Here is a 13,805-nt window from a genome sequence, read left to right on the forward strand (position 1 = left end):
CGGCGAGCCGGAGCAGGACATGACCGCCCCCTTTCGTGCCGACACGGCGTTCGAACGGGCTCCTCACATCGAAAAGCTGATGCCGCAGCCGCAGGAGCTGGTGGCGTTCGGGTTCACCACCACGAAGCGCGCGCCGATCAGCTCGTCGGTGAAGTCGATCGTGGCGTTCTCGAGGAACGGCAGGCTGACCGGGTCGATCAGCACGCGCTGGCCCGCGCCCTCGAGCACGATGTCGTCCGGCGCCGAGGCCTCTTCCAGCGTCATGTCATACTGGAAACCCGAGCAGCCGCCGCCCTCGACGGCGATGCGCAGCGCGCGCGGCGCGTCGGTCGCGCCGTTGATCTCGGCGAGGCGCGCGAAGGCGCGCGGGGTGACTTTCGGCGGCACGAGCATGGCTGAACCCTCCGGGGGCCTGTATTTCCGTAACTTTCCGGATATAGGGTGGGAAGGACGAACCGGCAAGACGAGGCGAGAACCGTGCTGCAACCCTATGCCTGCCATCCCGAGGCCAGCCGCGGGCGGCTGTTTCCGGAGAGCATCTCGACCTTCCGCTCGCCCTTCCAGCGCGACCGCGACCGGATCATCCATTCCTCGGCCTTCCGCCGGCTCAAGCACAAGACCCAGGTCTTCGTCGAGCACGAGGGCGATTATTACCGCACGCGGATGACGCACACGATCGAGGTGGCGCAGGTCGCGCGCACGATCGCCGGGGCGCTCGGGCTGAACACCGATCTGGCCGAGGCGGTGGCGCTCGCCCATGACCTCGGCCATCCGCCCTTCGGCCACACCGGCGAGGATGCGCTGGCGGTGCTGATGAAGGAGTACGGCGGCTTCGATCACAACGCGCAGGCGCTGCGGATCGTGACCAAGCTCGAGCGGCACTATGCCACCTTTGACGGGCTCAACCTGACCTGGGAGACGCTCGAGGGCATCGCCAAGCACAACGGGCCGGTGATCTCGGACAAGGGCGGCTCGCATCAGGTGCCCGACCGCGCGAGCCTGCCCTATGCGCTGGCCGAGATCGACCGGCAATGGAACCTCGAGCTCGAGACCAACGCCTCGGCCGAGGCGCAGGTGGCGGCGGTGGCGGACGATTGCGCCTATAATCACCACGACCTGCATGACGGGCTGCGGGCCGGGCTCTTCACCGAGGACGACCTGTGCGAGCTGCCGATGGTGGGCGAGTGCTTTGCAGAGGTCGACCGGCTCTATCCCGGGCTCGAGGCGACGCGGCGCCGGCACGAGGCGCTGCGGCGCGTCTTCGGCGTGATGGTCGAGGACGTGATCGCGGTGGCGCAGAACCGGCTGGCCGGTCTGCAACCGCGCTCGGTCGACGACATCCGCGCGATGGACGGGCCGATCATCCGCTTCTCGAAGCCGCTCTACCAGAGCCTGAAGGTGGTGAAGATGTTCCTCTTCCAGCGCATGTATCGCGCGCCCCGCGTGGTGGCGGAGCGGCAGCGCGTGACGGCGATGGTGAACGGGCTGTTCCCGCTCTTCCTCGACCGGCCCGAGCTCTTGCCCGAGGACTGGCAGGGCGATGTGGCGGCGGCGAAGGCGAAGGGCAACGACGGGCGCACTGAGCTTGCGCGAGTCGTGCTGGATTACGTCGCGGGCATGACCGACCGGTTCGCGATTCAGGAATATCACCGGCTGATCGACCCCGACCTCTGAGCGGGGATCCGGCGGGCGGGCAGGGAGGGGGCGCTGCCCCCTCTTCGGCTGTGCCGAATTCACCCCCGAGGTCTTTTCGCCAGGAAGAAAGCCCGAAGGGGGCTGCAATCGGGCGCGTTGCGGCGTGAAGAAAGCCGGCGCGGAACTTTGCGGCGTGGCGTATGTTGATCTTCTGTGGCGCCGTTTCGGCGCATCATGGGAGAGGACAGATGATCCTGAAGACCGGTTCCGCACATTGGGAAGGTTCGATCCGCGAAGGCAGCGGCAGCATCTCGACGCAATCGGGGGCGCTTGCGGCGCAGCCCTATGGCTTTGCCGCGCGGTTCGAGGGGCGGCCGGGCACCAACCCCGAGGAGCTGATCGCCGCGGCCCATGCCGCCTGCTTCTCGATGGCGCTGTCGGGCGGGCTCGCTGCCGCCGGGGTGGGCGATGTGGTGATCGACACCGTCGCCACGGTGAAGATGGAAAAGCAGGAGGCGGGGTTCGCGATCACCGCCTCGATGCTGACGGTGCGGGTCTCGGGCACGGGCACGCCGGAGGTGATCCGTGCCGCGGCCGAGGCCGCGAAGGCGGGCTGCCCGGTCTCGAAGGTGCTTGCCTGCGAGGTGGGGATGGAGCTCGAGATCGTCGAATGAGCTCAGGCGGGCGGCAGCGGGCCGCCCGCGTCGAAGCCCGTCTCCATCGCGCCGATGCGGGCCGCCTCGATCCGCGCCCAGACCTCGGGCGCGGTCTCGCCCTGCCAGATCCCGGTCAGCGCGAAGCGGATCCGGGCCGAGCGGCGCGCGGCCTCCTCGAGCCGGTCGATGATCGCGGCGCCGTGGCTGGCGATCAGCTCCTCGAGCGGGCCGGCGGCGATCAGCCCGACCTGCCAGGGGTTTTCCGCCTTGCGGATCGCCCGCAGGCAGAAGGCGAACAGTTCCTCGGGATGGGCGTCGAGCTCGAACACGCACAGATCCGACCAGGCCATCTCGTCGGGATCGCCGCGGTCCTCGCGGTGATCGGCGAGCCACAGATCGGCCAGCGCCTCGACGCTGTGCAGCCCCTCGGGGGCGTTCGCGGCCTCGGCGAGGCGGGTGGTCAGATCGGGCGGCAGGGGCGTCACGCCATCATCTCCTTCGTCGCCGAGAGCTTCACCTCGGGATAGTCGCGCAGCACCCGGTCGATGTCCCATTGCAGCCGGGTCAGGAACACCACGTCGCCGTCATGGTCGATCGAGATGTGCTGCTTGTTGGCGTTGACCAGTTTCTCGACCGCGTCCTTCGGGCCCTGCACCCAGCGGGCCGAGGTGAATTGCGAGGGCTCGAAGCGCACCGGGATGCCGTATTCGATCTCGATCCGGCTCGCCAGCACGTCGAACTGCAGCGCGCCGACGACGCCGACGATGAAGCCCGAGCCGATCGAGGGCTTGAACACCTTGGCGGCGCCTTCTTCGGCGAATTGCATCAGCGCCTTCTCGAGGTGCTTGGCCTTCATCGGGTCGGTCGAGCGCACCGATTGCAGCAGTTCCGGCGCGAAGGAGGGGATGCCGGTGAAATGCAGCACCTCGCCCTCGGTCAGCGCATCGCCGATGCGCAGCTGGCCGTGGTTCGGGATGCCGATGATGTCGCCCGCCCAGGCCTCCTCGGCAAGCTCGCGGTCGGCGGCGAGGAACAGCACCGGGCTGCTGACCGCCATCGGTTTCTTCGTGCGCACGTGCAGCAGCTTCATGCCGCGCTCGAAATGGCCCGAGGCGAGGCGGACGAAGGCGACGCGGTCGCGGTGCTTCGGGTCCATGTTCGCCTGCACCTTGAAGACGAAGCCGGTGACCGGCTTTTCCTCGGGCATCACCATCCGTTCGGCGGCCTTCTGCGGTTCCGGCTCGGGGCCGTATTCGCCGATGCCGTCCATCAGTTCCTTCACGCCGAAGGAGTTGATCGCCGAGCCGAACCAGATCGGCGTCATCGAGCCTTCGAGGAAACGGGCGCGATCGAAGGCCGGAAGCAGCTCGCGCGCCATCTCGATCTCCTCGCGCAGCTTCGCGAGCAGGTCGGCGGGCAGGTGCTCGGCCAGTTTCGGATCGTCGAGCCCGTTGATCTTGACGCTTTCGGCGACGCGGTTGCGGTCGGCGCGGTCCATCAGTTCCAGCCGGTCGTGCAGCAGGTCATAGCAGCCGAGGAAATCGCGGCCCTGACCGATCGGCCAGCTTGCCGGCGCCACGTCGATCGCCAAGTTCTCCTGGATCTCGTCGATGATCTCGAAGGTGTCGCGCGCCTCGCGGTCCATCTTGTTGCAGAAGGTCACGATCGGCAGGTCGCGCAGACGGCAGACCTCGAAGAGCTTGCGGGTCTGGCTTTCCACGCCCTTCGCGCCATCGATCACCATCACCGCGGTGTCGACCGCGGTGAGCGTGCGATAGGTGTCCTCGGAGAAGTCCGAGTGGCCGGGGGTGTCGACGAGGTTGAAGCGGAACTGCTTGAAGTCGAAGCTCATCGCCGAGGCGGAGACCGAGATGCCGCGGTCCTGTTCGAGCTTCATGAAGTCCGAGCGCGTGCGCCGCGCCTCGCCCTTTGCGCGCACCTGACCGGCCATCTGGATGGCGCCCCCGAACAGCAGGAACTTTTCGGTCAGCGTGGTCTTGCCGGCGTCCGGGTGCGCGATGATCGCGAAGGTCCGGCGGCGGGCGATTTCGGCGGGGAGAGGGGCGCGGTTTGTCATGGCGCGCTCATAGCGCGGGCGCGCTCACGGAGCAAGCGGGGCAAGCGTGGGCGGGGCCGGAGCACCGGGCAAAAACGGGCGTTTCGCGGCCCGCCGCGGGGCGGCGGAGCGGCGCCACGTTCCCGATCGCGTGACATCAAGTTGTTTTGACCCTCGCGCGCCCCCACGCTATAGGGGCAGCCAATCGGGGGCGGACTGCCCCATGGGGGTGACCGTTGATCCGTTTCATTCTGTCCTTCTTCGGGGGGATCTTCTCGTGGATCGTCACCGCGCTGGTCTTCGCGGCGCTGACGATCGGGGCGATCTTCTGGATGTATTCGCGCAACCTGCCGAGCTATGAGCAGCTGGCGCAATACACGCCGAAGACGATCTCGCGGATCTATTCGGGCGAGGGGCAGCTGATCGACGAATTCGCCGAGGAACGGCGCATCTTCGTGCCGATCAACGACATGCCGGCGATCGTGAAGGAAGCCTTCATCTCGGCCGAGGACAAGAACTTCTACACCCACAAGGGCTATGACACCCGCGGCATGCTGGCGGCGATGGTGACGGCGGTGCGCTCGGGCGGCAAGGACGTGCGCGGCGCCTCGACGATCACCCAGCAGGTGATGAAGAACTTCCTGCTCGACGGCTCGCGCTCGATCGAGCGCAAGATCAAGGAGCTGATTCTCGCCTCGCGCGTGGAACAGGCGCTGTCGAAGGACCGCATCCTCGAGCTCTACCTGAACGAGATCTACCTCGGGCAGAACTCCTATGGCGTCGCGGCCGCGGCGCAGACCTATTTCAACAAGCCGCTGAGCGCGCTGACCGTCGGCGAGGCGTCCTATCTGGCCGCGCTGCCGAAGAAGCCGGCCGAGCTGCATCCGGTGCGCAACTACGAGGATGCGCGGCTGCGCCGCAACTACGTGCTGCGCCGCCTCTATGAGGATGGTCACATCGATCAGGCGACGATGGAGGCCGAGCAGGCGAAGCCGCTGAAGACGGTGCAGAACGGCGATTACCCGCCGTTCCGCGATGCGCTGCCGCCGCGTGACTATTTCACCGACGAGATTCGCCGGCAGCTGTCGAAGACCTTCGGTCAGGAGGAATTCTTCGGTGGCGGCCTGACGATCCGCGCCACCATCGACCCCGACATGCAGCGCCAGGCGGCCAAGGCGCTGCAGCACGCGCTCGAGACCTACGACCGCAACCAGGGCATCTGGCGCGGCACCGGCGTGACGATCGCGGCGGACCAGCTCGGCGACGAGCGCAGCTGGCGCGCGGCGCTGACCGCCGTGCCGACCGACAAGGCGCCGCGCGACGTCGAGGGCTGGCGCCCGGCGGTGGTGCTCGACACCTCCGACAAGGGCGCGCGGATCGGCATCGAGGGGATCGAAGAAGACGCCGACGGCCACTGGATCCCGAACGAGGACGCGACCTGGGCACGCAAGCTGCGCAAGGACGGCAAGCTTTCCGCCCGGGCGAAACGGGCGGCCGACCTGGTCGAGACCGGCGATGTCGTCCTGGTGCGCGCGCTCAACGACGACGCCGGCAGCTTCAAGCGCTGGTCGCTGCGCCAGGTGCCGCGCGTCGAGGGCGCCTTCATGGCGATGGACGTGAACACCGGCCGCGTCATCGCGATGCAGGGCGGCTTCTCCTATCAGGCCTCGGTGTTCAACCGCGCGACGCAGGCACAGCGTCAGCCCGGCTCGAACTTCAAGCCCTTCGTCTATGCCGCGGCGCTTGACTGGGGTTTCTCGCCCGAGACCATCGTGGTCGACGCGCCGATCGAGGTGAACACGCCGCAGGGCCTGTGGCGGCCGAAGAACTCGTCGAACAAGTTCTACGGCCCGACGCCGATGCGCACCGGGCTCGAGCAGTCGCGCAACCTGATGACGGTCCGCATCGCGCAGACGATCGGCATGGACACGGTGGCGCAATATGCCGAGAAGTTCGGCGTCTACAATCCGATGAGCCATTTCCTCGCGAACTCCCTCGGGTCGCAGGAAACGACGATGTATCAGCTGATCTCGGCCTATGCGATGTTCGCCAATGGCGGCGAGCGGGTCGAGCCGACGCTGGTCGACCGCGTGCAGGACCGCTGGGGCCGGACGATCTATCGCCACGACCAGCGCAGCTGCGAGGATTGCGCGGCGCGCAACATCGCGATGGGGCTTGGCCCGCGGATCGTGTCGAGCCGCGAGCGGGTGATCGACCCGGTGACCGCCTATCAGATGATCTCGATGATGCAGGGCGTGGTGCAGCGCGGCTCGGGGCACGGGGTGAACCTGCCGGTGCCGGTGGCGGGCAAGACCGGCACCACGAACGACGCCAAGGACGTGTGGTTCACCGGGTTCACCTCGAACATCGTGGCCTCGTGCTACATGGGCTATGACCAGCCGCGCACGCTCGGCCCCGGCGCCTATGGCGGCACACTCTGCGTGCCGGTGTTCAACGAGTTCATGCAGTCCGCGGTCAAGGTCTATGGCGGCAGCGCCTTCAAGGTGCCGCCGGGGGGCTATTGGGCGAAGTTCAACCGCTTCACCGGCGAGCGGCTGGCCGACGATGCCACGGGCGATTTCGTGCAGGCCGAATACCTGCGCGAGGGCCAGGGCATGAGCGGCATCGGCGCGATCGTCGACGGCGGCTTTGCAATGGGGCAGAACCTGCCGCTCTTCGCGCAGGGCGAGACCGACGAGGGCGACCGCTCGGTCACCACCTCGACCGGCCAGACGAGGGTGATCCCGAAGAAGGCCGATTTCGGCACCGTGAGCTCGGGCGGCCTTTACTGAGACCCCTGCACAAGCAGGCATTTCGGCGCCCGGGTGCTTGCCCGGGCGCCGGCTTGCCTGTATCACCGCGACGACAAGACAGGAAGGACAGGACCGATGCGCGCCGAGACGCAGAACATCGTGGACGCGATCCGCAAATCGCTGAAACTTCTGGGCCAGCGGATGGACCTCGAGACCGCGCCGCACCGGCTCGAGGAATTCAACGCGATGATCGAGGATGGCGACCTGTGGTCCGACCCGGCGCGCGCTCAGAAGCTGATGCGCGAGCGTCAGGTGCTGATGGACCAGATGGAGACCTACAAGCGCATCGAGCGCGAGGTGACCGACAACGTCGAGCTGATCGAGCTGGGCGAGATGGAAGACGATCCAGACATCGTCACCGAGGCCGAGACCTCGCTGCGCGAGCTGAAGGCCTTCGCCGATGCCAAGGAGCTCGAGGCGCTTCTGGATGGCGAGGCGGACGGCAACGACACCTTCCTCGAGATCAACGCGGGCGCGGGCGGCACGGAAAGCTGTGACTGGGCCTCGATGCTGGCGCGCATGTACACCCGCTGGGCCGAGAAGAAGGGCTATACCGTCGAGCTGATCTCGGAAACCGCGGGCGACGAGGCGGGGATCCGCTCGGTCGCCTACAAGATCACGGGCAAGAACGCCTATGGCTGGCTGAAGTCGGAATCGGGTGTGCACCGTCTGGTGCGGATCTCGCCCTATGACTCGGCGGCGCGCCGGCATACCTCGTTCAGCTCGGTCTGGGTCTATCCGGTGGTCGATGACAACATCGACATCGTGGTGAACCCGAACGACATCCGCATCGACACCTATCGCTCGACCGGCGCCGGCGGGCAGCACGTGAACACCACCGACTCGGCGGTGCGCATCACCCACCTTCCGACCGGTATCGTCACCACCTCGTCGATGAAGTCGCAGCACCAGAACCGCGAGGCGGCGATGAACGCGCTGAAGGCGCGGCTCTATCAGATGGAGCTCGACAAGCGCAACGCCGCGATCAACGCCCAGCACGAGGCGAAGGGCGATGCCGGCTGGGGCAACCAGATCCGCTCCTATGTGCTGCAGCCCTACCAGATGGTGAAGGACCTGCGCACCGGCTACGAGACCTCGGACACGCAAGGGGTTCTCGACGGAGACCTCGACGGGTTCATGGCCGCGACACTGGCCCTCGGGGTCGAGGGCAAGTCCCGCGCCGACGCACAGGCGGACTGAGGCGATGGCGGCGCGGGTCTATATCACCGGCGCCGCAGGGTCTGGGACCTCGTCCCTCGGGCGGGTCCTGGCCGACCGCCTCGGCGTGCCGCATCTCGACACCGATGCCTTCTTCTGGGCGCCGACCGACCCGCCCTATACCGTCAAGCGCCCGGTCGAGGAGCGCGTGGCACTGATCGCCGCGGCGCAGCTGGGCGAGGGGCCGGAGGGGGGCTGGGTGCTTTCGGGCGCCGCCGATGGCTGGGGCGAGTTGGTGATCGATGGCGCCGACCTGATCATTTTCCTCGTCACGCCGACGCCCCTGCGTCTGGCCCGCATCCGCCGCCGCGAGGCCGAGAAATTCGGCGCCCGGGTGAAGCCCGGCGGCGACATGCACCACAACCATGCCGGATTCCTGAAATGGGCCGCCTCCTATGACGAGCCCTATTTCTCGGGGCGCTCGCTGACCCGGCACCGCGACTGGCTGGCCGGCCGGTCCGAACCGGTGCTGGAACTGTCGGGGGCGAAACCGGTGCCCGAGCTTCTGGCCGCCGTCTGGTGGCGGCTGCAGGAGCTGAACCTCGTCTGAGGTCTGCCCGCCATCACCACCGGCTGGCCGTTCTTCGCGTGACGCGCGCTCAGCTTGCGGCCGGTGCGCCCGTCGGTGAAGGGCCGTGCGGCCGGGGCGACGGGCAGGCCCGCGCGCAGTTCGGGAAACAGCGCCAGCACCTCGGCCCGTGCCGCGCGGGTCAGGCTGCGCAGCGCCTGCGTGCCGGTGTAGAGCGATTCCGCCTCGGCACCATTCGCGAACACCACCTCGTGCCGGTCGAAGAGCAGGTGCAGATACTGCACCGGCCCGGGCGCGGCCAGCACCTCGATGCCGGGCAGGCCGACGAGGTGCTTGGCCGCGATCAGCACCTCGCGCGCGCCGCTGACCCGCTCGGCAATGCGCGAGCGCATCAGCAGGCGGTGCTGCGGCGAGACCAGCAGATCCTGTACCGGCAGCCCACGGCCAAGCGCGTCGCGTTCGATCCGCACCGGCATCATGTGCGGCGCCACGGTCAGCGCCGCGGGGTCGAGCGTGCGGCTGCCGATCCAGCGCAGCGGTTGCAACCCGTGATCGAGCGTGCGGATCAGATCGCCCGCCACCAGCGTCTCGATCGCGCGCGGGCCCTGCGCGGTGTCGATCTCGGTGCCGGCGCAAAAGCAGATCGCGCTGATCGCGTGATAGGCGTCCGAGAAGTCGAGCTGGCGGTCGTTGTCGCCCACGGCCAGATCGCCGTTCTCGTCGCTGGCGTAATAGGTCAGCGTCGTCGGCTGGGTCGGCAGACCGCCGTTCAGGTCCAGCAGCAGCCAGCCCTTGTTGCCCTCGAAGACGATGTAATCGTCCCCCGCGCCCAGACCCGCGACGAGGTCGTTCTTCGGCGTCAGGCTGTTGTAACCGTTCACCGGGGTCCAGCCGGCGCCGCCCACGGTCGGATCGCCGTCATGATCGCCCGAGGCGTCATAGACCTGCAGCTGCCAGAACTGGCCGTTCTGGAACTCGGTTGCCGAGCTGTTCTTGTTGCCGGTCCAGACCAGGCGATAGAGCGTGTCCGAGCCGTTCAGCGCCTGCACGTTGCGCATCACCATGCCGAAGTTGCTGTCGCCCGGGTTGCCCTGGTTCGTGGGCTGGCCCGAGACCGAGGCGAGCATGTCCCCCGTCAGGTAGATCGGATCGGTGTAGACCGTGTCTGCCATGCCTGTCAGTCCCCGCACGGACAACGGCGCGGCGTCCCGGATCGCCCGGGGGGGGCCGCGCCTCCGGGCGTCGGAGGTGCCTCTTGCTCTCGTTACAACTGCTCGCGCGCCGCTTCGGCGGCGCTTTCGTATTTTGGCGACCAAGATGCCGGAACGCCGCGGAAATGCAAGGAAAAGCGGCGAAATTGTGACATTTGCGGCCAGCCGTGCCTGTCTTGCCGCGCCGCCGCAGGGCCGGCGTGCCGCGCTGCCGCGAGGGATTTTCTTGCCGGGAGCGCCCGCCGGCCGCATCCTGAGACGAAGGGCTCGGGGAGGGGCCCGTCCGCTGGCATTCAGGGAGGGTTGCATGGTGGAAGTGATGAACGGACCGTCGGAGTTGCCCGAGGTGAAGGAGATGCCGCTGTCGATGATCCCGGAGGTGTTGCGCGCGGGCTGGCGCGATTTTCGCCGCGCGCCGGCCTTCGGGCTGTTCTTCTCGGCGGTCTATGTGCTCGGTGGCGTCGTGCTGTGGCAGGTCTTTGCGGCGCGCGGCGAGGAATGGTGGCTCGTGCCCTTCATCCTCGGCTTTCCGCTGCTGGCCCCCTTTGCCGCGATCGGGCTTTACGAGGTCAGCCGCCGGCTCGAGGCGGGCGAGCCGCTCTATTGGCCAGCGGTGCTGGGCGTCGTCTTCGCGCAGAAGGACCGGCAACTGCCGTCGATGGCGATGGTGATCCTGCTGATGTTCATGTTCTGGGTCTTCGTCGCGCACACGACCTTCGCGCTGTTCATGGGCACCAGCGCGCTGACCAATGTCTCGTCCTCGCCCGAGGTTCTGCTGAGCGGCAACGGCCCGGCGATGCTGCTGACCGGGGGCGTGATCGGCGGGATCTTCGCGGCGCTGCTGTTCAGCTTCACCGTCGTCGGCCTGCCGCTGCTGCTGGAGCGCGAGGTCGATTTCATCACCGCGATCATCACCTCGGTGCAGGCGGTGCTGGCGAATGCGGGGGCGATGGCGGCCTGGGCGGCGGTGATCGCGGGGCTGCTGTTCCTCGGCATGGTGCCGCTGTTTCTGGGGCTGTTCGTCGCGCTGCCGGTGCTTGGCCATGCCAGCTGGCACATGTATCGCGCGCTGACGGCGTGAGGCCGGGGACGGGCAAGAAAAAGGGCGGCCCGTGGGCCGCCCGATCTCGTTCTTGCGTCTCGCGGCCTCAGGCCTGCGGCGCGGAGGGTTCCGGCGGCGCGAGCTTCGGCGCCTGCGCGCCCTGCAGCGGGTCTTCCTGACGCTGCACCGAGCCTTCGAAATGCGCGCCGCTCTCGATCGCGATGGTCTTGTGGATGATGTCGCCCTCGACCCGCGCGGTCGAGGTCAGGCGCACCTTCAGGCCGCGCACGCGGCCCACGACGCGGCCGTTCACCACGATGTCGTCGGCGACGATCTCGCCGCGGATGGTGGCGGTCTCGCCCACGGTCAGCAGATGGGCGCGGATGTCGCCCTCGACCACGCCCTCGACCTGGATGTCGCCGGTGGTCTTGATGTTGCCGACGATGGTCAGATCCGAGGACAGGACCGAGGCCGGCGGTTTCGCCCGCGGCGTGCCGGTCGCAAACTCGCCCGCCGGACGGGGCGCCGGGGTCTCGGCCTTCGGCTTGTCGGCTTCCGGGGTCGTCTTCGGGCCCGGATCATGGATTTTGCTCTTAGAAAACATCTTTCGCCGCCTTGATGAAGGTCATCGGGTTGATGGGGTCGCCCCCAACCCGGATTTCATAGTGCAGATGCGGTCCGGTGGACCGACCGGTATTGCCACTATCACCAATCACGTCGCCGCGCGACACTTTTTGCCCGGGCCTGACGCGGATTCTGGACAGGTGGCCATAGACGGTGGAGACGCCGAACTCGTGCCGGATCTTGACCACATTGCCATAGCCGTTCTCCCATTCGGCGGCGGTGACGACGCCATCGGCCGGGGCATGGACCTGCATGCCGACCGGGCCGGCAAGGTCGATGCCCGCATGCAGCCGGCCCCAGCGATAGCCGAAGGGCGAGGTGAAGCGATAGCCGCCGTAGATCGGGATGGCGAAGGGCAGCTTGTCGACGGCGATGCGATACATGTTCATCTCGTCGAGCCGCTCGAGGATGCCGTTCGCGCGCGCCGCGTCGCGGGCGATCGCCGGGTCCTCGCCCTTGGTCGAATAGGCGATCGGCATCAGCGGTCCGCCGGTGCCGGAATAGCCCTTGCGGATCTGGCTCAGGATCGAGGCGGGGTTCATTCCGGCGTTCTTGAACATCCGGTCGAGCGGCGTCATCGACACCTTCACCGCGCCTTCGAGGGTGGTGAAGATCTCGTCGTTGCGTTCCTCGAGCAGGCGCTTTTCCAGCGCGATGCGGTCGGCCTCGACACGGGCGTCCTCGGCGTCGCGGGCGGCGGCGTCGCGCTCGGCCGCGGTGGCGTTCAGCACGGTCGAGAGCATGTCGACGGTGCTGGCCATGTCGTCGGCGCGCGCGGTGAGCGAGGTGGCCTTGCCGGCGTCCTTGTCCTGCGCCTTCGCGAGGGCCGCGCGGGCGCTGTCGCGTTCGGTCATGGTGCGGCGCAGCGTGCCCTGGATCACGTCGATCCCGGTCTCGAGCTCGCGCCGCCGCTCTTCCGAGGCGAGCAGCTGCGACTGCATCTGAGACACCTGCTCGAGCGCGAGCTGGAAGCGTTTCTGCGCCGCCACGGCCTCGTTCGCGCGGCTGTCGCGTTCCTTGGCGAGGGTGACGAGGCGCTGCTCGAAGGCGGCCTGCGCGATCGCCGCCTGTTCGCGCGCCGAGCCCGAGGAGATGCCGGCGATGAACAGCAGCGAGGTCGCCACCACCGCCCAGAGAAAGAACGCCCCTGCCGCGGCCAGCACCCAGGCCTGGGTGATCGGGCGCAGCCGCACGAAGCGGGTGGCGCTGTCGGATTTCATGAAGAGCCGCTGTTCGGGAAGGAACCGTCCGAGGCTCGAATTCACGCGGGCGATGAGGCGCTTGGGCACGCTTTGAGTCCTGTGAAGTGGTCATCAGAACGGGGCCGGGCCCCGAGATCCGGGGCGACGCCCTGAGGCGCCCCGCAACGGATGGCCTCCGCTTAACAACCGCGGGCGGCGCGGCGCAACCGCTTTCGCCCGGCGGTTCCCGTGCCTGCCGCGGAATCTCGCCCGATGCGCGAGATCCCGCCGATCGTGGCCCGGCTGGTTTCAGCCGAGCGCCTTCACGGCTGCGAGAACCGCCTCGGCATGGCCCTTGACCGCGACCTTCGGCCAGACCTGGGCGACGGTGCCGGTGCCGTCGATCAGGAAGGTCGCGCGCTGGATCCCCATCGAGGTGCGGCCATACATCGTCTTCTCGACCCAGGTGCCATAGGCCGCGCAGGTCGCGCCGTCCTCGTCCGAGACGAGGGGGATGCCAAGCCCATGTTTCGCGCAGAACTTCTCGTGTTTCGCGAGCGTGTCGCGCGAGATCCCGACGACGGACGCGCCCGCGGCTGCGAAGTCGGCGGCAAGGCGGGTGAAATCGAGCGCCTCGGTGGTGCAGCCGGGGGTGTCGTCCTTCGGATAGAAGTAAAGCACCACCGGGCGCGGACGCAGCGCCGAGAGGGTGAGCGTCGCCCCCTCGGTGCCGGGGCCGGTGCGCGGCAGGGTGAAGTCGGGCGCGGTTTCGCCGATGCCGATCATGTGCATCTCCTTGCGTGTGGTTCGTTGCTAGGTCTAGATCGCAGGACCGGAATG

General features: G+C 67.9%; 12 protein-coding genes and 1 pseudogene. 6 read left to right on the top strand and 7 right to left on the bottom strand.

Going from position 1 to position 13,805, the window contains the following annotated elements:
- Nucleotides 1-63 precede the first annotated feature (63 nt).
- Nucleotides 64-393 (bottom strand): HesB/IscA family protein, encoded by a 330-nt coding sequence (locus AC0QTQ_RS08180; RefSeq protein ID WP_480259032.1) that lies wholly within the window; start codon nt 391-393, stop codon nt 64-66.
- Nucleotides 394-477: 84 nt separating this feature from the next.
- On the opposite strand from AC0QTQ_RS08180, the gene AC0QTQ_RS08185 reads away from it, so the two are divergent.
- On the top strand, nt 478-1,674 hold the full coding sequence (locus tag AC0QTQ_RS08185; RefSeq protein WP_480259033.1) for a deoxyguanosinetriphosphate triphosphohydrolase: 1,197 nt from the start codon (nt 478-480) through the stop codon (nt 1,672-1,674).
- Nucleotides 1,675-1,883: 209 nt separating this feature from the next.
- Nucleotides 1,884-2,309: an OsmC family peroxiredoxin gene (locus tag AC0QTQ_RS08190; protein WP_480259034.1), complete on the top strand. Its 426-nt coding sequence runs from the start codon at nt 1,884-1,886 to the stop codon at nt 2,307-2,309.
- Between the two features lie 2 nt (nt 2,310-2,311).
- Here AC0QTQ_RS08190 and AC0QTQ_RS08195 read toward each other — a convergent pair whose 3' ends face one another.
- Nucleotides 2,312-2,776: a DUF6869 domain-containing protein gene (locus tag AC0QTQ_RS08195; protein ID WP_121531233.1), complete on the bottom strand. Its 465-nt coding sequence runs from the start codon at nt 2,774-2,776 to the stop codon at nt 2,312-2,314.
- On the bottom strand, nt 2,773-4,368 hold the full coding sequence (locus AC0QTQ_RS08200) for a peptide chain release factor 3 (protein WP_480259035.1): 1,596 nt from the start codon (nt 4,366-4,368) through the stop codon (nt 2,773-2,775). The genes AC0QTQ_RS08195 and AC0QTQ_RS08200 overlap by 4 nt, the downstream gene beginning before the upstream one ends.
- A 215-nt stretch (nt 4,369-4,583) precedes the next feature.
- Here AC0QTQ_RS08200 and AC0QTQ_RS08205 point away from each other — a divergent pair, with 215 nt between their 5' ends.
- The 3 genes from AC0QTQ_RS08205 (at nt 4,584) to AC0QTQ_RS08215 (ending at nt 8,928) form a co-directional block, all read left to right on the top strand.
- Nucleotides 4,584-7,139 carry a penicillin-binding protein 1A gene (locus AC0QTQ_RS08205; protein WP_480259036.1) on the top strand — a complete coding sequence of 852 codons (2,556 nt, stop codon included), beginning with the start codon at nt 4,584-4,586 and terminating at the stop codon, nt 7,137-7,139.
- Between the two features lie 96 nt (nt 7,140-7,235).
- Nucleotides 7,236-8,360, top strand: a complete 1,125-nt coding sequence (prfB, locus tag AC0QTQ_RS08210; protein ID WP_480259037.1) for a peptide chain release factor 2 — start codon at nt 7,236-7,238, stop codon at nt 8,358-8,360.
- Between the two features lie 4 nt (nt 8,361-8,364).
- Complete coding sequence (locus AC0QTQ_RS08215; RefSeq protein WP_480259038.1) at nt 8,365-8,928, top strand: P-loop NTPase family protein; 564 nt, start codon at nt 8,365-8,367, stop codon at nt 8,926-8,928.
- A 242-nt stretch (nt 8,929-9,170) separates the two neighbouring features.
- On the opposite strand, the pseudogene AC0QTQ_RS08220 reads toward AC0QTQ_RS08215, so the two are convergent.
- Nucleotides 9,171-10,427 (bottom strand): annotated as a pseudogene (locus AC0QTQ_RS08220) (Hint domain-containing protein); the annotation flags it as partial.
- Here AC0QTQ_RS08220 and AC0QTQ_RS08225 point away from each other — a divergent pair.
- Complete coding sequence (locus AC0QTQ_RS08225; protein WP_480259039.1) at nt 10,426-11,199, top strand: DUF2189 domain-containing protein; 774 nt, start codon at nt 10,426-10,428, stop codon at nt 11,197-11,199. The pseudogene AC0QTQ_RS08220 and the gene AC0QTQ_RS08225 overlap by 2 nt on opposite strands.
- A gap of 67 nt (nt 11,200-11,266) precedes the next feature.
- Here the strand turns inward: AC0QTQ_RS08225 and AC0QTQ_RS08230 are convergent, their stop codons facing one another.
- From AC0QTQ_RS08230 to AC0QTQ_RS08240, 3 genes are all read right to left on the bottom strand, one after another.
- Complete coding sequence (locus AC0QTQ_RS08230; RefSeq protein ID WP_480259040.1) at nt 11,267-11,764, bottom strand: bactofilin family protein; 498 nt, start codon at nt 11,762-11,764, stop codon at nt 11,267-11,269.
- Complete coding sequence (locus AC0QTQ_RS08235) at nt 11,754-13,073, bottom strand: DUF5930 domain-containing protein (RefSeq protein ID WP_480259041.1); 1,320 nt, start codon at nt 13,071-13,073, stop codon at nt 11,754-11,756. The genes AC0QTQ_RS08230 and AC0QTQ_RS08235 overlap by 11 nt, the downstream gene beginning before the upstream one ends.
- A 201-nt stretch (nt 13,074-13,274) precedes the next feature.
- Nucleotides 13,275-13,751 (bottom strand): peroxiredoxin, encoded by a 477-nt coding sequence (locus tag AC0QTQ_RS08240; protein WP_480259042.1) that lies wholly within the window; start codon nt 13,749-13,751, stop codon nt 13,275-13,277.
- Nucleotides 13,752-13,805: the final 54 nt, after the last annotated feature.

It is taken from the genome of Paenirhodobacter sp. YD-8, from assembly GCF_056590935.1.